The following is a 23,501-nucleotide window of genomic DNA, read 5'->3' as shown; positions in this document are numbered from 1 at the left end:
CAACTCGTCATCGCTGACACCGGGTGCGGCTTCCACCAGCAGCACCCCCTTGTCGGTGACATCGAACACGGCCAGGTCGGTGATGATGCGGTCGACCACGCCGACACCGGTCAGCGGCAGCGTGCATTCGGTCAGGATCTTGTGCTCGCCGTTCTTGGCGGTGTGCTCCATCAGCACCACCACGCGCTGCACGCCGGCCACCAGGTCCATCGCACCGCCCATGCCCTTGACCATCTTGCCCGGCACCATCCAGTTGGCCAGGTCACCCTTGTCGGTGACCTGCATGGCGCCGAGGATAGCCAGGTTCACATGGCCACCGCGGATCATCGCGAAGCTGTCGTGGCTGCCGAAATAGCTGGCACCGGCACGCGCGGTGACGGTCTGCTTGCCGGCATTGATCAGGTCGGCGTCCACTTCGGCGTCGGTCGGAAACGGACCGATGCCGAGCAGGCCGTTTTCCGACTGCAGCCACACGTCCACCCCTTCGGGGATGTGGTTGGCAACCAGGGTCGGCAGGCCGATGCCCAGGTTCACGTACGCACCATCGGTCAGTTCGCGGGCGGCACGTGCCGCCATCTCATCGCGGGTCCACGCCATGTCAGTTGCCCTCCGCGCGGATGGTGCGCTGTTCGATACGCTTTTCAGGATGCGCGTTGTGCACGATGCGGTGTACATAGATGCCTGGCAGGTGCACCTGGTCCGGGTCGATGGCGCCAACCGGCACTACCTCTTCCACTTCCACGATGCAGACCTTGCCGGCCATCGCGCAGGCCGGATTGAAGTTGCGCGCGGTCTTGCGGAACACCAGGTTGCCCGCTTCATCAGCCTTCCACGCCTTGACCAGCGCCACGTCGGCGCGCAGCGCGGTTTCCATTACGTAGTGCTTGCCGTCGAACTCGCGGGTTTCCTTTCCTTCAGCCACCACCGTGCCGTAGCCGGTGGCGGTGAAGAACGCCGGAATGCCCGCGCCGCCGGCACGCAGGCGCTCGGCCAGGGTGCCCTGTGGGTTGAACTCCAGCTCGAGCTCGCCGGCCAGGAACTGCCGCTCGAACTCTTTGTTCTCGCCCACATAGGACGAAATCATCTTCTTGATCTGCCGGGTTTCCAGCAGCTGGCCCAGTCCGAAACCATCGACGCCGGCATTGTTGGAGATCACGGTCAGGCCCTTGGCACCGCTGTCGCGCAGCGCGGCGATCAGGGCCTCGGGAATGCCACACAGGCCGAAGCCGCCCACGGCCAGCGTCTGGCCATCGGCGACCACCCCTTGCAGGGCCTCCGCCGCACTGGCGAAGCGCTTGCCGCGCTTGCCGGTGGAAGTCGATTGCTGCATTGCTGTACTACCCTGCACGTTGAGGATGACCGCATTCTAGCTGGAGGGCGGCGGAGGGCCTGGATGCGCCGCAGCATTGCACGGGCATCGCACAGGGTTCCGTAGAATGCCGGGTTCCCCTGCCAATGGTCGGCCCCGTGCCCGCCCCACCCTCGTTGATGGCCCATACCTACACCGAAGAAGACCTGCTCCGCTGGATGGAAGGCCGGACGCTGGAGATGAGCGACCATGGCCTGTCGGAAGTCCACAGCATGCGTCTGTTCGGTGACATTCTGGTCGCTGAGGTAAAGATCCCGGCCAAGTACTCCTACCGGGTGGAGATCGACCTGGCCGCCAGCCTTCGCCATCCGCGCAGCCTGCTGCGCAACCGGTGTTCCTGCCTGCTCGGCCACGACTGCATGCACGTGGCGGCTGTGCTGGCGCAGATGCTGCAGCAGATCGACCATACGCCCCCCATGCCCGACGACAGCAGCACGCTGCCAACGCTGTTGATCCGTTCGATGACGCCCGTCCTGCGCCTGCACACGGTCGAGTTCCGTCCGCCGTGGCTCGGCCCCCGCGACCCTTCGCAATGGGCCGATATCGCGACCGTGGCCTTCGAATACGACGAACACATGCGGTTCCTGGATGATCCGAGCCTGTTCGCACACGATCCGGAGGGCCAGCTCGCCCTGCTGCCCCGCGACCTGGTTGAGGAGTCACGGCGCGAGGCCGAGCTGCGCACGGTGGGACTGCATCGCGACGTGGAACCACGGGCGCCATTGGACGGCGCAGGCCCGCAGTTCCAGCTGCGCACCCATGACTGGACACGGTTCCTGCTGGACGACGTGCCGCGCCTGGAAGCCCTGGGCTGGAAGGTGGAGACGGACGACGATTTCCGCCATCGCATCACCCGGGTGGATGAGATCGGCCTGGACATCCAGGCCGACCCGGCGGATGCGGGCTGGTTCAACCTGGGCCTGGACATCCAGGTGGAAGGCCGCAACGTGTCGATGGTTCCGCTGCTGCAGCAGGTGCTGCAGTCCGATCCCCGCTGGATGCGTGGCCAGCTGGACGCCATCGGCGATGACGAGAACATCCTGTTGATGGCAGGCGACAGCACCCGCCTGGCACTGCGGGCCGCTCGATTGAAGCCGATCATGGCGCTGTTGGCGGACCTGTTCGCCCAGCGTGGCGCGCCGCTGCGCTTGTCAGCGCTTGACCGTGGCCGCCTGCAGGCGCTGCGGGATACGGCGCGCCTGCAGTTCCGGGGGCGCAAGGACACCCAGGCGCTGGTGCAGCGCCTGATGCAGGCACCCGCACTGGGTGAAGTGCCGCCACCGGCGGGACTGGTGGCGACGCTGCGTCCCTATCAGCGTGAAGGCCTGTCGTGGCTGCAGTACCTGCGCCAGCAGGGTCTGGGCGGCGTGCTGGCCGATGACATGGGGCTGGGCAAGACCCTGCAGACGCTGGCGCATCTGCTGGTCGAAAAGGAAAGTGGCCGCCTGGACCAGCCGGCGCTGCTGGTGGTGCCGACCTCGCTGCTGCACAACTGGCAGAGCGAAGCCGCACGCTTCACCCCTGGCCTGCGGGTGCTGACCCTGCACGGACCGACGCGCGAAGCACTGTTCGAGGCGATTCCCGAGCATGATCTTGTGCTGACCACGTATCCCCTGCTGTGGCGCGACGAGCAGGCGCTGCAGGCACATGCCTACCATCTGCTGATTCTGGATGAAGCCCAGCAGGTGAAGAACCCGAAGTCACGCGCGGCCATCACCCTGCGCACGCTGCAGGCCCGCCATCGCCTGTGCCTGACCGGCACGCCACTGGAGAACCATCTGGGCGAGCTGTGGACGCAGTTCGACTTCCTGCTGCCCGGCCTGCTCGGCAGCGAGAAGCAGTTCAACCAGCATTGGCGCCATCCGATCGAACGTGCCAGCGACCACCGTCGCGCCACGTTGCTGGCGCAGCGCCTGCGTCCCTTCATCCTGCGCCGGCGCAAGGACCAGGTCGCGTCAGAGCTTCCGCCCAAGACCCTCATTACCCGCGCGGTGGACATGGAGGGCGGCCAGCGTGATCTCTATGAAACCGTGCGTGCAGCGATGGAAAAGCAGGTGCGCGAGGCCATCAGCGGCAGCGGGCTGGCGCGCAGCCATATCGTGGTGCTGGATGCCCTGCTGAAGCTGCGCCAGGTCTGCTGCGATCCGCGCCTGCTGCCGGGCGACGCCCCGGCACGCAATGCCGGCTCGGCCAAGCTGGAGCTGCTGCGCGACATGCTGCCGTCGATGGTCGAGGAAGGCCGGCGGGTCCTGGTGTTCTCGCAGTTCACCGGCATGCTGGCACTGATCGCGCAGGCGCTGGAGGAGCTCGGGCTGGCCTATGTGACCCTGACCGGCGACACCCAGGACCGGGCTACGCCGGTGCAGCGCTTCATGCAGGGCGAGGTGCCGGTGTTCCTGATCAGCCTGAAGGCAGGTGGCGTCGGGTTGAACCTGACCGCCGCCGACACCGTCATCCACTTCGACCCCTGGTGGAACCCGGCGGCCGAAAACCAGGCCAGTGACCGCGCCCATCGCATCGGCCAGCAGCAGCCGGTGTTCGTTTACCGGCTGATCGCCGCAGGCAGCATTGAAGAACGGATCGCCGAGCTGCAGGAACGCAAGGCCACGCTGGCCGACTCGATTCTCGAAGGCGGCGGTGCTACGGGGCCACGCTTCAGCGAGGAAGACGTGCAGGCGCTGCTGGCGCCGTTGCCGGGCCTGCCCGGCAAACGTTCCCGTAAAGCGGGCAAACGGTCGACGCGAGCCTGACCCCCGAACGCCAGTCAGGTGGCGTTCCCCGATGGAAACGATTCCCATACGGGACTGGGACTACAATTGGGGGCTGAGCTCACAAAGGATCTGATCGATGCCCCTGCCCGCCTTCAAGGCCTACGATATCCGCGGCCGTGTGCCGGAAGAACTGAACGAAGACCTGGCCCGCCGCATCGGCGTCGCCCTGGCCGCACAGCTCGCTCCCGGTCCGGTGGTCCTCGGCCACGATGTGCGCCTGACCAGCCCGGCGCTGCAGGATGCGCTGGCCGCAGGCCTGCGTGGTACCGGCCGCGAGGTGATCGACATCGGCCTGTGCGGTACCGAAGAGGTCTACTTCCAGACCGATCACCTCGGCGCGGCCGGCGGCGTGATGGTGACCGCCAGCCACAACCCGATGGATTACAACGGCATGAAGCTGGTCAAGGAGAATGCCCGTCCGATCAGCTCCGATACCGGCCTGTTCGCGATCTCCGATGCGGTCGCCGTCGATATGTCCGAGGCCCAGCCGCCGCGTGCCGGGCAGACCGCCCAGCATGACAAGAGCGCCTACATCCAGCACCTGCTCAGCTATGTCGATGCCAGCAAGCTCACGCCGCTGAAGCTGGTGGTGAATGCCGGCAATGGCGGCGCGGGCGCCATCGTCGACCTGCTGGCCCCGCACCTGCCGTTCGAGTTCATCCGCATCTGCCACGAACCCGACGGCAACTTCCCCAACGGCATTCCCAACCCGCTGCTGCCGGAAAACCGTGCCGCCACTGCCGACGCCGTGCGCGAGCATGGTGCTGACTTCGGCATCGCCTGGGACGGCGACTTCGACCGCTGCTTCTTCTTCGATCACACCGGCCGCTTCATCGAGGGCTATTACCTGGTCGGCCTGCTGGCCAAGGCTATCCTCGCGCGCAATCCCGGCGGCAAGGTCGTGCATGACCCTCGCCTGGTCTGGAACACCGTGGAGATGGTGGAGCAGGCGGGCGGCGTACCGGTGCTGTGCAAGAGCGGCCATGCCTTCATCAAGGAAAAGATGCGCGCCGAGGATGCGGTGTATGGCGGTGAGATGAGCGCCCACCACTACTTCCGCGAATTCGCCTATGCCGACTCCGGCATGATCCCGTGGCTGCTGATCGCCCAGCTGATTTCCGAAAGCGGCCGCTCGCTGGCCGACTGGGTCGAAGACCGCATGGCGGCCTATCCGTGCAGTGGCGAGATCAACTTCAAGGTGGCCGATGCCAAGGCCGCTGTGGCCCGCGTCATGGCGCACTTCGCGGCGCAAGCGCCGGTACTGGACCACACCGACGGCATCAGTGCCGACTTCGGCGACTGGCGCTTCAACCTGCGCAGCTCCAACACCGAGCCGCTACTGCGCCTGAACGTTGAAGCCCGCGGCGACGCAGGGCTGATGCAGGCCCGCACTGATGAAATTTCCCACCTCCTTCAGCAGTAACCAAGGACGACCATGAGCATCATCCAGCCCGTCATTCTGTCCGGTGGCTCCGGCACCCGCCTGTGGCCGCTGTCGCGCGAGTCCTACCCCAAGCAGTTCCTGCCGTTGGCCAGCGAGCTGACGATGCTGCAGGCCACCTGGCAGCGCGTCGCTCCCATCGCCGCGCATGGCCCGCTGGTGATCGCCAACGAGGAGCACCGCTTCGTCGCTGCCGAGCAGCTGCAGCAGGTCGGCACCGAGCCGGCTGGCATCATCCTGGAGCCGGTGGGCCGCAATACGGCGCCGGCGATCGCGGTCGCAGCCCTGGAGGCCACCCGCGACGGCGCCGATGCGCTGCTGCTGGTGCTGCCCTCGGACCATGTGATCACCGATGAGGCCGCATTCCGCGCAGTCGTGCAGGCTGCAGCCAGCGCTGCCGAGGCCGGCAAGCTGGTGACCTTCGGCATCGTCCCGACCGGTCCGGAAACCGGCTACGGCTATATCAAGGCCGCCGATGGCCAGTGCCTGCGTGCGGTCGAGCGCTTTGTCGAAAAGCCCGACCTTGAGACCGCCACCGGTTACGTCAGCAGCGGCCAGTATTACTGGAACAGCGGCATGTTCCTGTTCAAGGCCTCGCGCTACCTGCAGGAACTTGAGCACTTCCAGCCCGACATGCTGGCCGGCAGCCGCCAGGCCTGGCAGCAGGCCCGTCGCGATTCGGATTTCACCCGTCTGGACAAGGACGCCTTCGCTGCGGTTCCTTCCGACTCCATCGACTACGCGGTGATGGAAAAAACCGCAGACGCCGTGGTGATTCCGCTGGACGCCGGCTGGAACGATGTCGGCTCGTGGACGGCGCTGCGCGATGTCTCGCAGCAGGACGGCGACGGCAACGCCCACCAGGGCGATGTGATCGCCATCGACTGCCGCAACACCTATGCCTATGCACAGCGCCTGGTGGCACTGGTCGGCCTGGATGACGTGATCGTCGTCGAGACCGACGACGCGGTGCTGGTCGGCAAGGCAGACCGCATGCAGGAGGTCAAGACCGTTGTCGCCCAACTGAAGGCCGAAGGCCGCAGCGAGGCCGCCTGGCATCGCAAGGTCTACCGCCCGTGGGGCGCCTACGATTCAATCGATAACGGCGAGCGTTTCCAGGTCAAGCGCATCACGGTCAAGCCCGGCGGCACGCTCAGCCTGCAGATGCATCACCATCGCGCCGAACACTGGATCGTGGTCAGCGGCACCGCAGAAGTGACCCGCGGCGACGAAGTGATCCTGCTCAGCGAGAACCAGAGCACCTACATCCCGCTGGGCGTGACCCACCGCCTGCGCAACCCCGGAAAACTGCCGCTGGAACTGATCGAAGTACAGTCGGGCAGCTACCTGGGCGAGGATGACATCGTGCGGTTCGAGGACACGTACGGGCGCAGTTGAGCCGACGCCCTGCAGCGAGTGCCGACCGTTGGTCGGGGTGGGTGGTGCCGACCGTTGGTCGGGGTGGGTGGTGCCGACCGTTGGTCGGCACACTGTGGATCCACGCGACCACCAACGGTGGTCGCCTACCCGGTCAGGCAATTTCAGCCATCACCCGCTTCAATCCGTCCTGCCATGCCGGCAGGACGATGTTGAAATCCTGCTGCAGCTTGCGGTTGTCCAGCACCGACCAGGCCGGGCGCTTGGCCGGCGTCGGATACTCGGAACTGGGAATCGCCTCGACGGCCGGCACCTTCGCCAACACACCGTTAGCCAGCGCTTCGGCGAAGATCGCCTCGGCAAACCCATGCCAGCTGGTCTGGCCACTGGCCGTCAGATGCCAGGTTCCGGACAAGTGGCCCGGATGCTGCAGCGCCTGCGCGGTGACATCGGCGATCAGCGCAGCCGGAGTGGGCGTACCGATCTGGTCGGCCACTACCCGCAACTGTTCGCGTTCTGATCCCACGCGCAGCATGGTGCGCAGGAAATTGGCGCCATGTGAGGCATAGACCCACGCCGTGCGGAAGATCAGGTGGCGGCCACCGGCCAAACGCACTGCATCCTCACCATCGCGCTTGCTGGTGCCATAGACGCCCAGCGGCGCGGTCGGCTCGTCTTCGCGGTAGGGCGCACGCCCCTGGCCGTCGAACACGTAGTCGGTGGAGTAATGCACCAAGGGCACGCCATGGGCCGCGCACCAGCGCGCGATCACGCCCGGCGCCTGCGCGTTGGCGGCGAAGGCCGCATCGACCTCCTGCTCGGCACGGTCCACCGCCGTGTAGGCGGCCGCGTTGACCACCACCGATGGCTGCAGGCGATCCAGCAGCGCCGGCAGGCTGTCGGGCTGGCCGAAATCAGCCATCTCGCAGGCACTTCCGTCGGGCAGTTGCCCGCTGCGGGTGGTCGCGACTACCTTGCCCAGTGGCGCCAGCGCGCGCAGCAGTTCCTGGCCGACCTGGCCATTGCCGCCGAACACCAGAACGGTCATGGCACGTAGACCGGCAGGCGGTCTTCGGCAATGTCCTTCAGGAAGGGCGCGGTCTCGTCCTTGGCCGACAGGGTCGGTGCACTCACCGGCCAGTCCACCGCAATATCGGCGTCATTCCAGCGGATACCTGCATCCGCTTCCTTGACGTAGACGTCCGTGCACAGATAGCTGAACAGTGCACGTTCGGAGAGCACGGCAAACCCGTGCGCGAAGCCTTCCGGAATCCAGAACTGCTTCCTGTTTTCAGCGCTCAGCACCACCGCTTCCCACTGACCGAAGGTCGGCGAGCCGCGGCGGATGTCCACGGCCACGTCATAGACCTCGCCTTCCAGCACGCTGACCAGCTTGCCCTGCGGGCGCGGCCACTGGTAATGCAGGCCACGCAGCACGCCCTGCGCCGAGGTGGACACGTTGCTCTGCACGAAACGATCCGGCAGGCCCAGCGCGGCGAAACGCTCGGCATTCCAGGTTTCAAAGAAATAACCGCGGGCATCGCCGAACACGGCCGGCTCGATCACCACGCAGCCGGGCAACTTGGTTTCAATTACTTTCACGGAACGACTCCACGCTGGGCGAGCGTGTGCAGGTACTGGCCGTAGCCATTCTTGATCAACGGCGCAGCCAGCGCCTCCAGCTGCTCGGCATTGATCCAGCCTTGGCCGAACGCGATTTCTTCCGGGCAGCAGACCTGCAGGCCCTGGCGGGTCTGGATGGTCTCGATGAAGTTGGAGGCTTCCAGCAGCGATTGGTGAGTGCCGGTATCCAGCCAGGCATAGCCACGGCCGAGCGCTTCCAGGTGAAGATTGCCTTCTTCCAGGTAGCGCTTGTTGAGATCGGTGATCTCCAGCTCACCACGCGGCGACGGCTTCAGTTCGGCCGCGTAATCGCTGGCCTTGCCGTCATAGAAGTACAGGCCGGTCACCGCATAGTTGGAGCGCGGTTTTTCCGGCTTCTCCACCAGATCGATCACCTTGCCGCTCTGGTCGAACTCGGCCACGCCGTAGCGCTCCGGATCATTCACCCAGTAGCCGAACACGGTCGAGCCGTGCACGCGTTCGTCTGCACGCTTGAGCACCTCGCGCAGGCCGTGGCCGTGGAAGATGTTGTCGCCCAGCACCAGGCAGCTCGGCTTGCCGGCGACGAAGTCGCGGCCGATCAGGTAGGCCTGGGCCAGGCCATCCGGACTCGGCTGCACCGCGTACTGGATGTCCATGCCCCATTGCGAACCGTCGCCCAGCAGCTGCTGGAACAGCGCCTGTTCGTGCGGAGTATTGATGATCAACACTTCGCGGATGCCCGCCAGCATCAGCACGCTGAGCGGGTAGTAGATCATCGGCTTGTCGTACACCGGCAACAGCTGCTTGCTGACGCCCTTGGTGATCGGATACAGCCGGGTGCCGGAACCGCCGGCCAGGATGATGCCCTTGCGTTGCGTCATGTTATCTCCCGGCCTCAGGCGGCAGTGCCGATGCGCTGCAGGCGGTAGCTGCCATCCAGCACGCCGTTGACCCATTCCTGGTTGTCCAGGTACCAGTCGACGGTGAACGTGATGCCCTGCTCGAAGGTGTAGGCCGGTTCCCAGCCCAGGTCGTTCTTCAGCTTGGAGGCATCGATCGCATAGCGGCGGTCATGGCCGGGGCGGTCGGTGACGTAGGTGATCTGGCTGCTGCGCGGCTGTCCATCCGCGCGCGGGCGGCGCTGGTCCAGCAGCGCACAGATGGCCTGCACCACTTCGATGTTCTGCTTTTCCGAGTTGCCGCCGACGTTGTAGGTCTCGCCGACCTGGCCCTTGGCCAGCACGGTGCGGATCGCTTCGCAGTGGTCGGACACGAACAGCCAGTCGCGCACCTGCTTGCCATCGCCGTACACCGGCAGCGGCTCGCCAGCCAGCGCCTTGGCGATCACCAGCGGGATCAGCTTCTCGGGGAAGTGGTACGGGCCATAGTTGTTGGAGCAGTTGGTGGTCAGTACCGGCAGCCCGTAGGTGTGGTGGAAGGCACGGACCAGGTGGTCCGAAGCGGCCTTCGACGCCGAGTACGGCGAATTCGGGGCGTACGGGGTGGTTTCGCTGAACTTGCCGGTCTCGCCCAGGGTACCGTACACCTCGTCGGTGGACACGTGCAGGAAGCGGAAGGTCGCGCCCTGTTCGGCCGGCAGCGCCTTCCAGTAGTCACGGACCGCTTCCAGCAGGCCCAGGGTGCCCACCACATTGGTCTGGATGAAGGCGCCGGGACCGTCGATGGAGCGGTCAACGTGGCTTTCGGCGGCGAAGTTCACCACGGCATCCGGCCGGTGTTCGGCCAGCAGGTTCGCGACCAGGGCCTGGTCGCCGATATCGCCCTGCACGAACAAGTGGTTGGGGTTGCCGTCCAGGCTGGACAGGGTCTTCAGGTTGCCCGCGTAGGTCAGCACATCGAGGTTGATGACCTTGACGCCGCGCGCGACGGCCTCGAGAACGAAGTTACCGCCAATGAATCCGGCGCCGCCGGTGACAAGCCATGTGGGCACTACCTGTTCTCCTGATCGAAATTCATCCAAGGAGCGCCCACGGGCGCCCCAGCGCAGCGTGACAGGATACATCCCGATGGCCTTCACGACCGCCTGCGTGACGTGAACACGCGCTCGCGGAGGTGCATTTTTGCCGCGCCGCAACATAACCATACGCATTCGCATGGTCACCCCAAGCCAGCTAGAATCGGGGTCCCACCCCCGAACCGGTTGCTGTTCCAGGACCGGACGTTCTCCCTGTTACTGAAGGACCCCGTACCAGATGAAAATCCTCGTCGCGTACAAGCGCGTGGTGGACTACAACGTCCGCATTCAGGTCAAGCCGGACGGTTCCGGCGTGGTCACCGACGGCGTCAAGCTGTCCCCCAACCCCTTCGATGAAATCGCCCTGGAAGAAGCCTTGCGCCTGCGCGACAAGGGCATCGCCAGCGAAGTCGTGGTTGCCACCATCGCCCCGGCCGACGCCCAGGCGCACCTGCGCAACGGCCTGGCCATGGGCGCCAACCGCGCCATCCATGTCGTCACCGACCAGGCCATCCAGCCGCTGACTGCGTCGCGCACCCTGCTCAAGCTGATCGAGAAGGAACAGCCGGACCTGGTGATCCTCGGCAAGCAGGCCATTGACGACGACGCCAACCAGACCGGCCAGATGCTGGCCACGCTGTGGGGCCGCCCGCAAGCGACCTTCGCCAGCAAGCTGGAGATTGCCGACGGCAAGGCCACGGTGACCCGTGAAGTCGACGCCGGTCTGGAAACGCTGGAAGTGGATCTGCCGGCCGTGGTCACCACCGACCTGCGCCTGAACGAGCCGCGCTTCATCAAGCTGCCGGACATCATGAAGGCCAAGGCAAAGCCGCTGGAAACCCTGCAGCTGGCCGACCTCGGCGTTGAAGCCGCCGACACCTTCAAGACCACCCAGTACGCCGCGCCGTCCAAGCGCAGCAAGGGTGTGATGGTCAAGGACGCGGCCGAACTGGTTGCCGCACTCAAGCAGAAGGGGCTGCTGTAATGAGCAAGATTCTCGTCATCGCCGAGCACCACGACGGCAAGCTCAACGCCGCCACCGCCAAGACCGTCAGTGCCGCCGCCGCCATCAGCGGTGCCAGCATCGACGTGCTGGTGCTGGCCGCCGACCCGGCCGCCGTCGCCGCCGACGCCGCGAAGATCGCTGGCGTCGCCAAGGTCCTGACCGTGGCCAATGCCGCCAACGCGCAGGCCATCGCCCAGATACTGGCACCGCAGATCGCGCAGCTGGCCAAGGGCTATACCCATGTGTTCGGCCCGTCGACCACCTTCGGCAAGGACCTCATGCCGTGCGTGGCCGCCCTGCTCGGCGTCAACCAGGTCTCCGACCTGATGAGCGTCGAAGGCAGCCACACCTTCAAGCGCCCGATCTATGCCGGCAACGCGATCATCACCGTGGAAGCACCGGCCGACCAGATCGTAGTCGCCACCGTGCGCGCCGCGTCCTGGCCGGAAGCTGCCCAGGGCGGCAGCGCCGCCATCGAAGCAGCCAGCGTTGACGCTGCCCTGCCGACCCATACCCGCTTCGTCGGCCTGGCCGCCGGTGCCAGCGACCGCCCGGACCTCCAGAGCGCCAAGCGCGTGGTCTCCGGCGGCCGTGGTGTCGGTTCGGAAGAGAACTTCAAGGTCATCTTCCAGCTGGCCGACAAGCTCGGTGCCGCCGTGGGTGCCTCGCGTGCCGCGGTCGACGCCGGCTACGTGCCCAGCGACCTGCAGGTCGGCCAGACCGGCAAGATCATCGCGCCGGAGCTGTACGTGGCCGTGGGTATCAGCGGTGCCATCCAGCACCTGACCGGCATCAAGGATGCGGGCACGATTGTCGCGATCAACAAGGACGGCGACGCGCCGATCTTCGAGATCGCCGATATCGGCCTGGTGGGGGATCTGTTTGCGCTCCTGCCGGAGCTGGAAGCCGCGCTGGGCTGACGCAGGCCCGATCCCTGCAGCCGCAGGCCCTGCCCCCGGTTGGAGCATCCGTTCCGCCGGGGGTTTCTGCTGTCTCTTGGTACGTTCGGCCGTCTTCCGGCATCCACGTCCCGGAAGCTTCCTGCTGCAGCCGGAAACGCCTGGCGCGTCATGCCGCAATCATGTAGATGAATGGAAGAGTGAGCTCGATGCTCGCTCCCGAAACCCGTGATGTGGCAGCCGGTTGGACCTGCCTGCGGGTCCGCTTCGGCCTACGAGCAGGCCACGCGATGGAGCCGTAGGGCGCTGCCCCGCGCAGGGCCCATGAATGGCGATGGGCCGCTGTGCACGCAGCCGGTAAAGCTATAATCGACGACTGCCGACACTGATCGTGGCGCGCGGCGGAAGGCCGGGAGACTCCCTGTTGCCTCCTCGCACACCATCGCGGTGTCATTCACGTGCCGAGGCAGGGCGCGCAAGGGTCCACTACGCCATGACAGAAGCGACGCCCTCTCCGCCGTATGGTGGAGAACACCCACTGGAAATCTCGGTCGTGGCACCTGTCTATGGCTGCCAGGGATGCCTGGAAGACCTCGTGGACCAGGTCGAGGCCGCGATCGCAACCCTGGGCGTCAGCTTCGAGATGATCCTGGTCGACGACGCCAGCCCCGACGGCGCCTGGGCCCGGATCGCCGAACTGGCCGCTACCCGGCCCTGGCTGCGTGGCCTGCGCCTGTCGCGCAACTTTGGCCAGCATTCGGCCATTTCGGCCGGGATAGAGCACGCACGTGGTCGTTGGACGGTAGTGATGGACTGCGATCTGCAGGACGTTCCCCGCGAAATTCCCGCGTTGTACCGCAAGGCCAACGAAGAACAACTCGATGTTGTGTTCGCACAACGCCTGGAACGTCAGGACAAAGCGCTCAAGCGACTGTCTTCGTGGGCCTTTTTCGGCCTGCTGGGCTGGCTCACCGGCGTACCGCAGGACCCCAGCACGGCCAACTTCGGCATCTACCATCGCAAGGTCATCAATGCGGTATGCAGGATGCCCGAACGAGACCGTTCGTTCCCGTTGATGGTCAAATGGGCCGGCTTTCGTACTGGCAAGCTACCGGTCCAGCACCAGGCCCGTACCGTGGGCGAAACCTCCTACACCCTGCGCAAGCTGCTTACCTTGTCGACCAACATTGCGCTGGGCTACTCGGAAAAGCCACTGCGCATGGTGGCCGGCACTGGGATCGCCTGTTCGCTGGTCGCCTTCGTGCTGGTGGCGCTAAGCCTGCTGCGCTGGTGGGATGGCGATATCGAAGTGGCCGGTTACACCTCCATCATCGGCTCGGTCTGGCTGATCGGCGGCCTGGTGATGTTCTGCCTGGGCGTCGTCGGCCTGTATGTCGGCCAAGTGTTCCGCAATGTGCAGAAGCGCCCGTACTACATCGTCGCCGACGCGGTGAACGATGCACAGGAAGCCCGATGAACCTGCTCATCGACAACGGCGAAGGACGGATCGCCGCGCGCCTGACCCCTTGGGACGAGCGCGCCCTCGGCTTCGTTACCGCAGAGGTGACCGCACTGGACGTCGCCACCGCGGCACATGCAGCGCCATTGCTGGTCGAACTCGAGCGTTGGTGCGCCAACCACTCGGTGCACTACCTCTTCGGCCGCATCGACGCCACACAACCGGTGGCCAAGGCGGCCCTGCTCCAGCACGGCTTCGCCTTCGTGGAGACCTCATTGACCGTTTCGCGCAGCGGCTTCGCCAACCTGCCCCAGGTTCCGCGCGGCATGCTGCCGACGCTACGTCCCGCAGTCGCTGGCGATGTGGCCGAGCTGCGGCAGATTGCCGCCACCGACTTCGCGCACGGCCGCTTCCTGGAAGATCCCGCCATCGACCCCCAGCGGGCCGCGTTGCGCACCGCCAACTGGATCGAAGACATGGTCACCGGGGGACTGGCCTACGTGGCCGAATCGCGCGGCCGCGTCATCGGCTTCCATGCCGAACGCATTGCTGCAGACCGCAGCAACTGCGAACTGCTGTTGACCGGCGCTTCAGGTCCCTACGCCATGCTTGCCCTCCCGTTGTGGATCACCGCGCTCGAATCGTTGGGCGCGCGTGGCATCCCGCACTGCACGACCCTCGTTTCCGCCGCGAATACGGGCATCATCAATCTGTATGCCCGCCTTGGCTTCCACTTCAACAGCACCCTGTTTGGGTTCAGGAAATTCCTATGAACGATACCGTTACCGAAGATCAGGTCGTTGCCGTGTTCGCCCGTGTGCTGGGCATCGCAGCCGACAGCGTGAGCGACGATCTGCGTTACAACACCATCCCGCAGTGGGATTCAATCGCCCATATGTCGGTGGTCGCCGCACTGGAAGAAGCCTTCGGTGTGATGATCGATATGGATGAAGTGATCGACATGAGCTCGGTGGGCAAAGCGCGCGAAATCCTGCGCAAGCACGGCGCAGCCGTTTGAGCATGGCCGGCGCCGCACCCGTCATCCTGGTCACCGGTGCATCGCGCGGCATCGGTCGCGAGATCGCCCTGCAGCAGGCCTCCCGGCATGCGCAGCTGGTACTGGTAGCCCGCGATGAAGAGGCACTGGCCGGGCTGGATGCACAGATTCAGGCGCTGGGTGCACCGGCTGCGCTCTGTGCCGCGCTCGACCTGACCGATGCCGATGCCCTCGCGGGCCTGTTCAAGCAGATCTTCGCCCGCTTCGGCCGGCTGGATGGGCTGGTCAACAATGCAGGTGTGCTGCACGAAGGCCTGCTCGGCATGATCCGTGCAGAGGACATCGACAAGGTGCTGGCGGTCAATGTCAAGGCACCGCTGATGGCGATGCAGTACGCCTCGCGCCTGATGGCGCGCAGTGGCGCAGGCAGCATCGTCAATCTGGTGTCGATCATGGGCGTCAACGGTGCCGCCGGGCTCAGCCTGTACGCTGCCAGCAAGGCCGCACTGGTCGGCGCCACCCGCTCGGCCTCCAAGGAACTGGCACCGCGTGGCATCCGCGTCAACGCGGTCTCACCGGGCTTCATCGATACCGACATGACGCGCAGCATGCCGGAGGCCGCGCACGCCAAGCGTGTCGCTTCGATTGCGATGGGGCGCGCCGGCACCCCTGCAGAGGTGGCCGAACTGGTCGGCTTCCTGCTCAGTGATGCCTCCGCCTATGTCACCGGGCAGGTAATTGGCATCGACGGACAAATGGTGGTCTGAATGCCGTTCTGGAACCTTGAACAACACGGGTCGCGAATCGCGCTGATCGATGGCGGGCAGACGCTGGACTTCGCGTCGCTGGCCCGCCTTTCCGACCAGCACGCCGCGCGGCTGCCCGAAGGACGCGGCATGGGCCTGCTGTGCATGCCCAGCCATACCGAGGCCGTGGCGCTTTACCTGGGCGCTCTGCGCAGCGGGCGCCAGGTTCCACTACTGCTGCAACCCGACACCGATCCGGAACTGCTGGCAGCGCTGGTGATGCGTTACCAGCCTGACTGGGTCGCCGCCACGGGTCCCGCGCCGGATGGCTACCAGACCGTGCATCAGGGCCAGGCGCTGGCCTTGCATCTGCGCGTCGCGGGCCCGGTCAACGAAGTACCACACGCCGATCTGGCGCTACTGCTGAGCACGTCCGGCAGTACCGGCTCGTCAAAGCTGGTGCGATTGTCCGCGGCGGGTCTGGACACCAATGCCAACGCCATTGTCCAGTACCTGGGCCTGCGTGCCGATGATCGTGCGATCACTACGCTACCGCTGGCTTACTCGTTCGGCATGTCCATCCTCAACAGCCACCTTGCCGCTGGCGGCTCGGTGGTGCTGAGCGAGGACAGCCTGATGACCCGGGAGTTCTGGGACAGCGCCCGTCGCCACGGCATCACCTCGTTGTCCGGCGTTCCGGCCACCTTCGAGATCCTGCGGCGCATGGGTCTGGCCCGCCTGCAGCTGCCCAGCCTGCGCATGCTGACCCAGGCCGGCGGCCGCCTGCGCGATGAACTGGTCGCGCATTTCGCCGAATCCAGCCAGGCCCATGGCCTGGAGTTCTTCGTGATGTACGGACAGACAGAGGCTTCTCCACGCATCAGCTATGTTCCGGCTGCACGCATCATCGACAAGGTCGGCAGCATCGGTGTACCGGTTCCTGGAGGTCGCATGGAAGTGGATGCAGCGACTGGCGAACTGGTCTATTCCGGCCCCAATGTGATGATGGGCTATGCCACCACGCGTGCCGATCTGGCCAAGGGTGACGAGCTGCAGGGAGTGCTGCGCACCGGCGACCTGGCCCGCGTTGACGAGGACGGCTTCCATTACATCACCGGACGCGCCAAGCGTTTCCTGAAGATCTCCGGCAACCGGGTCAACCTCGACGAAGTCGAGGCCATGCTGTCGGCAGCGCTGCGCCAGCAGATCGTCTGCTCGGGCGACGACGACGACCTGGTGGCATTCAGTCACGGTGCCCAGGTCGCCGAGCAGGCGCAGGTACGCCAGCTGGTGCAGGAACGCTACAAGCTGTTCGGTGGCCACGTCCGTACCCTCCATCTGGATGCGCTGCCCCTGATGGCCAGCGGCAAGGTGGATTACCAGAGTCTCCGGCAGATGGCCGGACAAGGAGCTGCAAGGTGACCCTGCCCGCCGCGCCGGCTGCCAACGCGGCCGCTGCCCTGGAAGTCGACGTCTTCGGCCTGGACCGCAGCCAGAAACGTGCCTGGCTGCTGGAAGGCCTCAATCGACTGACCCGCCACCATCAAGCGCAGTGCGCGCCGTATGCACGCATCCTCGACGGCCTATGGCCGGCCGACGATGCGGCCAGTCTGGAGCAGGTGCCGTGGTTACCGGTCCGCATGTTCAAGCTGCTGGACCTCAAGAGCATCGACGACGACAAGGTGTCGCGCACACTGGTGTCCAGTGGCACCACGGGCGCCGCGGTTTCCCGCATCTTCCTCGATGCCGACACCGCGCGCGCGCAGACCCGCGCACTGACCCGCATCTTCTCCCATTTCGCGGGCAACAGGCGCCTGCGCATGCTGGTGGTCGACGATTCCAGCTTCCTGCGTGATCGCAGCCGCTTCAACGCGCGCGCCGCAGGCATCCTCGGCTTCTCCAACTTCGGCCGTGACCATCTGTATCTGCTGGACGAAGACCTGCAACCGCACTGGACTGCACTGGAGCAATGGCTGCAGGCACATCCGGATGAGCCCGTGCTGTTGTTCGGCTTCACGTTCATCGTCTGGCAATCGTTCGTGCAGGCAGCACGCCGTGATGGCCGGCAGATCCGCTTCCCGGCCGGCAGCATGCTGGTGCACGGCGGCGGCTGGAAGAAAATGGACGAGCAGAAGGTCGACAACGTTGCCTACAAGGCCGCGCTGTCGCAGACCTTTGGCATCGAACGCGTTCACAACTACTACGGCATGGTTGAACAGGTCGGCTCGATCTTCTTCGAATGTGAGCATGGCCACCTGCACGCGCCGGCCTACGCCGACGTGATCGTTCGCGACCTGCAGGACCTGCATCCGGTGCCACATGGCACCACCGGTGCGATCCAGGTGCTGAGCCTGCTGCCCGAAAGCTATCCCGGCCACAGCCTGCTGACCGAAGACCTTGGCGTGATTCATGGCGAGGACGACTGCGCCTGCGGCCGCCCGGGCAAGCACTTCGCCGTGCTTGGCCGTATCAAGAACGTGGAAATCCGCGGCTGCAGCGATACCCGCACGGTACCCAACGCATGACCAGACTGCTCTTCTCGATCCACCCGGACGCCACGCTGGATGCGGAACTGGCACGCCTGTCGGTACTGCCACCGCTGCTGCCGTTCAGCGCGCCACTGCGCGAGTTCGTTGCGGACTTCTCCCGTCGCGTATTCACACTGCCGCAGCTGCGCCAGCATCCCGAGTTGGCCACCCTTGCCCACTGGTTCCGCGGCGCCGCGGTCAATCAGCTTTCGCAGCGCATCGGAACGCGCCCGACCGAGCTGGATCTGGCCCGAGGACTGGTCTTCCATCTTGCTCCGGCCAACGTGGACGTCCTGTTCGCGTACGCTTGGCTGATGTCGGTGCTGTCAGGCAACACCAATGTGGCCCGCCTGTCGCAGAAGCAGAGCACCCAGCGCGATGCGCTGGTCTCGATCCTGCATGACATGCAGCATGAAGGCCTGCATCCGCAGGTACTGGAACGTGCGGTACTGTTGACGTATCCGCATGACGATGCGATCACCACGGCGATCTCCCGTCACTGCCATGCGCGCATCATCTGGGGCGGTGACGCCACGGTCGCCAAGATCCGCTCATTGCCGATCGCGCCACAGGCTCTCGAGCTGGCCTTCCCGGACCGGTTCGGCGTGGCTGTCATGCGCGCAGGCACGCTGGTCGAAGCCAACGATGCCGATCTGCAGGAACTCGCCCATCGCTTCTGCAACGACGTGCTCTGGTTCGGCCAGCAGGCCTGCTCTTCGCCGCGCACCCTGTACTGGGTTGGCGACGAGGCAGAGACCGCAGCGGCCAAGGCACGTTTCTGGCCGGCGGTACGCACCCAGGCCGCCAGCCTGGACGACGAGCCCGCAGCACTGATGGCCCGGGTGACCGATGCCAACCTGCTGGCGGCCACCGGGCATGGCGTGCATTCCGCCGATGCCATCGGCCTGTATCCGCTGCGCCTGGAAGCCTCGCGTGCCGATGGCGGGATCCGCGAGATCCAGTCTGGCCACGGCCTGGTGGTGGAGATCGAGCTGCCCACGCTGGATGCGTTGGCGCCACAACTCGACGACCGTGACCAGACGCTTGTCCAGCATGGTTTCACGGCGTCCGACCTGCGCGGCTTCCTGTGCGGCCTCCGCAATCGTGCCATCGACCGCGTCGTACCATTCGGCCGCGCCCTGGACTTCCATCCGGTCTGGGACGGCACCGACCTGCTCGATGTCCTTACCCGCAAGATCACCCTGCCTGCGACCTGATCCGATGAGCTATGTTTTCATTGCCCTGACCATCCTGCTGACCGTCTACGGCCAGCTCATGCTGAAGTGGCAGGTCAGCCTCAATCCCGGGGCGACCATCGACGGCCTGAACCCGCGCGCGGTCATCACCCTGCTGCTCAATCCCTGGGTGATCAGTGCCTTCGCGGCGGCTTTCGGCGCTTCACTGTGCTGGATGGCGGCCATCGGCCGGATGCCGCTGAGCAAGGCCTATCCCTTCACCGCGTTGAGTTTCCCACTGGTGGCAACCCTTGCCGTATGGCTCTTCCGCGAGTCCTTCGACTCGCATAAGATCGCCGGCACCGCCTTGATCATCCTGGGCGTCATCGTCCTGTCTCGCTCCGGAGCCTGAACCATGTCGCAGAAGACCGATGGGTTGCACGCAGTGCTATCACACCCAGCGGTCTACGACCTGCTGCAGAACCTGTTGGGGGCCCGACGCTCCCGCGCCCGGCTGATCCGCGATCACATAAGGCCGCGTGCCGGTGACCGGGTTCTGGACATCGGCTGCGGCACGGGTGAGCTTTTCAGCCAGATGCCCGATGGCCTGCACTACGTCGGCTTCGATCTCTCCGAAGCCTACATCCAGGCGGCCCGCCAGCGCTTTGGTGGGCGTGCACGCTTCGAGTGCATGGACGTGGCCGACTACCAGCTGACCGGTGGCGAGCAGCAGCAGGCCGATCTGGTACTGGCCATCGGCATCCTCCACCATCTCGACGACGACCGCGCCCGTGCGCTGATGCGTACCGCGCGCGCGGCGCTCAAGCCAGGCGGCCGCTTCATCTCGCTTGACGGTGCCTATGTCGAAGGCCAATCAGCCATCGCACACGCGTTGATCGCCCGTGACCGCGGGCAGAGCATCCGCACCCCCGACGCCTATCGGGCCCTGGCCGAAGCCGAATTCTCGGCGGTATCGGGCCGGGTCAGGGGCGATATGCTTTACGTACCCTACACCCACTACATCATGGAATGCGTGCGCTGAGCTGCGGCCCAGTCACGTTCAGGAGCAGCAGTGATTCCGTTCAACAAGCCGTACATGACTGGCCAGGAGCTGGTCAACATCACCCACGCCCATGCCAATGGTCATCTCAGTGGCGACGGCCCGTTCACCAAGCAGTGCCACGCCTGGTTGAACGAGCGTACCGGCGCGCAGGCTTCGCTGCTGACGCACTCGTGCACTGCTGCGCTGGAAATGGCGGCCCTGCTGCTGGACCTGGTTCCGGGCGACGAAGTGATCATGCCGTCCTACACGTTCGTTTCCACCTCCAACGCATTCGTGCTGCGCGGTGCGGTACCGGTCTTCGTCGATGTCCGCGCCGATACCCTGAACATCGATGAGACGCTCATCGAAGCGGCCATCACGTCACGCACCAAGGCCATCTGCGTAGTGCACTACGCCGGCGTCTCATGCGAAATGGATGCAATCCTGGACATTGCGGCACGGCATGGCCTGGCAGTGGTGGAAGACGCCGCGCAAGGCATCATGTCCACCTACAAGGGGCGCCCGCTGGGCACCATCGGCGATCTGGGCGCACTGAGCTTCCACGAGACCAAGAACATCATTTCCGGCGAAGGTGGGGCGCTGCTGTGCCGCGACCGCCAGCATGCCGAGCGCGCCGAGATCATCCGCGAGAAGGGCACCAACCGCAGCCGCTTCTTCCGCGGCCAGGTCGACAAGTACACCTGGGTGGACCTGGGCTCTTCCTTCCTGCCCGGTGAGATCACCGCTGCATTCCTGGCCGCGCAGATGGACTCGGCCGAGGACATCACCCAGCGCCGCCTTGCCATCTGGGAGCGCTACCACCGATGGGCGGCCGCGCACGAAGCAGAAGGACGTCTGACCCGTCCGACAGTTCCAGCGCACTGCAGCCACAATGCGCACATGTACTACATGCTGCTGCCGTCATTGGAAGCTCGCAGCCAGTTCATCCAGGAGATGAAGGCGCGGGGCGTGCAGACCGTATTCCACTACATCCCCCTGCACTCCTCTCCGGCGGGCACGACCTACGGTCGCACCGGCTCGCCGATGACCGTGACCGATGACATCAGCCAGCGGCTGGTGCGCATGCCGCTATGGATTGGCGTGGAACCGCAACTGGACGCGGTCATGGAGGCAGCCGACGCGGCACTGAGGCAGTACGCATGAGTGAGGCCCACAAGGCACCCGCCAGGCTGCTGACCCGGCCTGGCATCGGGTCGCTCGCGTTCATGCTGCGCGCGTTCGGCGTGCTGCTTGCAATCGCCGCCTCCTGCAACGCGTTGTTGTTCAGTGATGCTGTCGCTACACCGCTGGTGCAGTCCGATGCCTGGTATTTCCTGGAAAGTTTTCTGCCGCGCTACTTCGACGGCTCGCTGACTTTCCTGGACCTGTTCATGCAGCGCGGCGTGGGCGACCATGCTCAACCGCTGCAGAAACTGGTACTGCTGTTCCACACCAAGTACTTCGACATGGACTTCCGCGTTGAAGGCCTGATCGGAATCCTCGTCGGTATCGCCTGGTGCTGTGCCGTGGCACGTGAAATGCCACGCCACGCACTGGCCAGTCCGATGCGCAATGCGTACGCCTGGTTGTGCATCGGCCTGGTCTTCGCGCTGGGCCTGTCGCTCAACAGCTCCAACATCTTCACCTGGCCGCTGGCAACGCTTGGATACATCCCACTGCTACTGGGCGCGTTGTATTTCTCGCTGGTGATGACCCAGCTGCAGCAGGCCCGCCCGTGGCTCGTGTTTGCTGCCACGCTGCTGCTGGGGCTGTGTACCGACGAGATCGCGCTGGTAATGGTGATCGCAACCGCGCTCGCCTGCGTGCCCCTGCTCACCGCCTCGCGGCGCGACAAGGCAACCGCCCTCGTTGCTGCGGTGGTCGCCTTGATGCTGGTCCGGGGTTTCCTGTGGTGGGTCGCCATGCGGGCAGGCACGGGTGCAACCATGCTGCCCAGCCGAAGCCTTGCCGAATCACTGTTGACCGCCGATGCATTGAAAGGATTGCTGATTCCGTTCTCGGACGGCCTGATCCATCTGGAACTGTTGTCGGCTCGATTCCCCAAGGCCACGCAGGCAGCGGTCCTGGTCTGCGCCGGAGCCGTACTGGCCCTGCAGGTGTTCTTCTGGGTGACCGTATTCGGTGCCTGGCGGAGGCGTACCTACAACCGGACACTGGCGATGGCCACGTTCCTGATGCTGGTTGCGTATGCACTGACCGCTGGCATCATCCTCAGCCGCGTGCCGGCATTCGATTGGAACTACCTGCATCAGCCCCGCTATGTGATGTCCTATCAGATCAATCTGGTCGCCATCGCTGTGATGTTCCACTACCGGCTGACACGTTCCGGTGCATCGGCGCCGGCTTCGGCGCACACATCACCCAAGGCCCGCTTCGTCGAGCAGGGCGGCATCCTGCTGCTGATCGCCGGCCTGCTGGCCGTGCAGTGGCAGGCATCGCGCTACAACTGGAAGCTGCCGCATTACCTGATCCCCTACTGGCAGAACACCGCCCTGGCCATGCAACGCCTGGCCACCGATCCGCGCACGCCGCCGACCGCCTGCCCCGACATCATGACGGTGTGCGGTTACCCCGAGGAAGAGCGGGTCAAGTTGATTTCGCTGCTGGTGGACAAGCAGCTGAATATCTTCTCCAACCGTTTCCAGATCCGGAACCGCCTGTATCCGTCACTGGCAACGGTGCCGGGTTTTGGCCCCGGGGCGGTACAGGAGCAGCGCTTCGATCATCGAATCGCTGGCGCGCCGGTCAAGGCATCGCTGCTTGCGGAGCCGCTTTCCGGATCCTGCGCCGATGACACCTCCGCTGTACAGCCGGTGCGCATCCACCTGGACACCCGTGACCTGGCACCATTCGGCGCCCAGCTGTGGGTCGATTCGGTCGGTGCGCAACGCACGCTGCTGGCAAGCACTGATCCGGCGGAGCCAGCGCTGACCGTGGAGCATGCGCTCCCCGATCACTCGGTACTGTCATTGGTCCGCTCGGACAGCCAAGGGGTCCTGGCCCAGCAGCAGCTCGATCTGCCTCTTTGCACAAGCAACTCCACAGCACGCTGACGCTGAGCCACAACACCCCGGCCAAAAAAAAAAGCCG

Annotated in this window: 22 protein-coding genes; 16 read left to right on the top strand and 6 right to left on the bottom strand. The window is 65.3% G+C overall.

Going from position 1 to position 23,501, the window contains the following annotated elements; all coding sequences use genetic code 11:
- The coding region (locus N5D45_RS19505) for a 3-oxoacid CoA-transferase subunit B (protein ID WP_279939484.1) at positions 1 to 597 on the bottom strand (597 nt) is incomplete at its 3' end.
- A 1-nt stretch (position 598) separates the two neighbouring features.
- A complete protein-coding gene (locus N5D45_RS19500) occupies positions 599 to 1,330 on the bottom strand; it encodes a CoA transferase subunit A (RefSeq protein WP_057502855.1) in 732 nt (243 codons plus the stop codon).
- A gap of 158 nt (positions 1,331 to 1,488) precedes the next feature.
- Here N5D45_RS19500 and N5D45_RS19495 point away from each other — a divergent pair, with 158 nt between their 5' ends.
- From N5D45_RS19495 to N5D45_RS19485, 3 genes are all read left to right on the top strand, one after another.
- Entirely contained in the window at positions 1,489 to 4,119 is a 2,631-nt protein-coding gene (locus N5D45_RS19495; protein ID WP_345782136.1) for a DEAD/DEAH box helicase, read from the top strand.
- A gap of 97 nt (positions 4,120 to 4,216) precedes the next feature.
- Positions 4,217 to 5,563: a phosphomannomutase/phosphoglucomutase gene (locus N5D45_RS19490; protein ID WP_057502857.1), complete on the top strand. Its 1,347-nt coding sequence runs from the start codon at positions 4,217 to 4,219 to the stop codon at positions 5,561 to 5,563.
- Between the two features lie 12 nt (positions 5,564 to 5,575).
- Entirely contained in the window at positions 5,576 to 6,979 is a 1,404-nt protein-coding gene (locus N5D45_RS19485) for a mannose-1-phosphate guanylyltransferase/mannose-6-phosphate isomerase (RefSeq protein WP_279939482.1), read from the top strand.
- Between the two features lie 133 nt (positions 6,980 to 7,112).
- Here the strand turns inward: N5D45_RS19485 and rfbD are convergent, their stop codons facing one another.
- Genes rfbD through rfbB form a run of 4 tightly spaced genes read right to left on the bottom strand, consistent with a single transcriptional unit; the run spans position 7,113 to position 10,514 of the window.
- On the bottom strand, positions 7,113 to 8,006 hold the full coding sequence (rfbD, locus tag N5D45_RS19480) for a dTDP-4-dehydrorhamnose reductase (protein WP_164193502.1): 894 nt from the start codon (positions 8,004 to 8,006) through the stop codon (positions 7,113 to 7,115).
- Entirely contained in the window at positions 8,003 to 8,560 is a 558-nt protein-coding gene (gene rfbC / locus N5D45_RS19475; protein WP_010480673.1) for a dTDP-4-dehydrorhamnose 3,5-epimerase, read from the bottom strand. The genes rfbD and rfbC overlap by 4 nt, the downstream gene beginning before the upstream one ends.
- Positions 8,557 to 9,444 carry a glucose-1-phosphate thymidylyltransferase RfbA gene (gene rfbA, locus N5D45_RS19470; RefSeq protein WP_057502860.1) on the bottom strand — a complete coding sequence of 296 codons (888 nt, stop codon included), beginning with the start codon at positions 9,442 to 9,444 and terminating at the stop codon, positions 8,557 to 8,559. Before rfbA ends, rfbC begins: the two co-directional genes overlap by 4 nt.
- A 14-nt stretch (positions 9,445 to 9,458) precedes the next feature.
- Entirely contained in the window at positions 9,459 to 10,514 is a 1,056-nt protein-coding gene (gene rfbB, locus N5D45_RS19465; protein ID WP_164193505.1) for a dTDP-glucose 4,6-dehydratase, read from the bottom strand.
- A gap of 262 nt (positions 10,515 to 10,776) precedes the next feature.
- Between rfbB and N5D45_RS19460 the strand changes: the two genes are divergently transcribed.
- From N5D45_RS19460 to N5D45_RS19400, 13 genes are all read left to right on the top strand, one after another.
- The gene (locus N5D45_RS19460) at positions 10,777 to 11,523 is read left to right on the top strand and encodes an electron transfer flavoprotein subunit beta/FixA family protein (protein ID WP_012509979.1); all 747 of its coding nucleotides are present in this window, start codon (positions 10,777 to 10,779) and stop codon (positions 11,521 to 11,523) included.
- Entirely contained in the window at positions 11,523 to 12,464 is a 942-nt protein-coding gene (locus N5D45_RS19455) for an electron transfer flavoprotein subunit alpha/FixB family protein (RefSeq protein ID WP_164193508.1), read from the top strand. Before N5D45_RS19460 ends, N5D45_RS19455 begins: the two co-directional genes overlap by 1 nt.
- Before the next feature lie 532 nt (positions 12,465 to 12,996).
- The gene (locus tag N5D45_RS19450) at positions 12,997 to 13,920 is read left to right on the top strand and encodes a glycosyltransferase family 2 protein (protein ID WP_010480666.1); all 924 of its coding nucleotides are present in this window, start codon (positions 12,997 to 12,999) and stop codon (positions 13,918 to 13,920) included.
- Positions 13,917 to 14,675, top strand: coding sequence for an N-acetyltransferase GCN5 (locus N5D45_RS19445; protein ID WP_010480665.1), 759 nt, complete (start codon positions 13,917 to 13,919; stop codon positions 14,673 to 14,675). Before N5D45_RS19450 ends, N5D45_RS19445 begins: the two co-directional genes overlap by 4 nt.
- Positions 14,672 to 14,920, top strand: coding sequence for an acyl carrier protein (locus N5D45_RS19440; protein WP_010480664.1), 249 nt, complete (start codon positions 14,672 to 14,674; stop codon positions 14,918 to 14,920). Before N5D45_RS19445 ends, N5D45_RS19440 begins: the two co-directional genes overlap by 4 nt.
- A gap of 2 nt (positions 14,921 to 14,922) precedes the next feature.
- Positions 14,923 to 15,666, top strand: coding sequence for an SDR family NAD(P)-dependent oxidoreductase (locus N5D45_RS19435; RefSeq protein ID WP_010480662.1), 744 nt, complete (start codon positions 14,923 to 14,925; stop codon positions 15,664 to 15,666).
- On the top strand, positions 15,667 to 17,067 hold the full coding sequence (locus N5D45_RS19430) for an AMP-binding protein (RefSeq protein ID WP_010480660.1): 1,401 nt from the start codon (positions 15,667 to 15,669) through the stop codon (positions 17,065 to 17,067).
- Entirely contained in the window at positions 17,064 to 18,170 is a 1,107-nt protein-coding gene (locus N5D45_RS19425; RefSeq protein WP_164193511.1) for an acyl-protein synthetase, read from the top strand. The genes N5D45_RS19430 and N5D45_RS19425 overlap by 4 nt, the downstream gene beginning before the upstream one ends.
- A complete protein-coding gene (locus tag N5D45_RS19420; protein WP_164193514.1) occupies positions 18,167 to 19,390 on the top strand; it encodes an acyl-CoA reductase in 1,224 nt (407 codons plus the stop codon). Before N5D45_RS19425 ends, N5D45_RS19420 begins: the two co-directional genes overlap by 4 nt.
- A gap of 4 nt (positions 19,391 to 19,394) precedes the next feature.
- Positions 19,395 to 19,760, top strand: coding sequence for an EamA family transporter (locus N5D45_RS19415; RefSeq protein ID WP_010480655.1), 366 nt, complete (start codon positions 19,395 to 19,397; stop codon positions 19,758 to 19,760).
- 3 nt (positions 19,761 to 19,763) lie between these two features.
- On the top strand, positions 19,764 to 20,390 hold the full coding sequence (locus N5D45_RS19410) for a class I SAM-dependent methyltransferase (protein ID WP_010480654.1): 627 nt from the start codon (positions 19,764 to 19,766) through the stop codon (positions 20,388 to 20,390).
- Positions 20,391 to 20,420: 30 nt separating this feature from the next.
- The gene (gene rffA / locus N5D45_RS19405; protein ID WP_082587823.1) at positions 20,421 to 21,554 is read left to right on the top strand and encodes a dTDP-4-amino-4,6-dideoxygalactose transaminase; all 1,134 of its coding nucleotides are present in this window, start codon (positions 20,421 to 20,423) and stop codon (positions 21,552 to 21,554) included.
- A complete protein-coding gene (locus N5D45_RS19400) occupies positions 21,551 to 23,464 on the top strand; it encodes a hypothetical protein (RefSeq protein WP_279939481.1) in 1,914 nt (637 codons plus the stop codon). Before rffA ends, N5D45_RS19400 begins: the two co-directional genes overlap by 4 nt.
- The last annotated feature ends 37 nt before the right edge of the window (positions 23,465 to 23,501 follow it).

The sequence above is a fragment of the Stenotrophomonas sp. GD03819 genome (assembly GCF_029841665.1).
Classification (GTDB): Bacteria; Pseudomonadota; Gammaproteobacteria; order Xanthomonadales; family Xanthomonadaceae; genus Stenotrophomonas; species Stenotrophomonas geniculata.
Note: the sequence above shows the minus strand (reverse complement) of the source record. Positions and strands in the feature narration are given on the sequence as shown.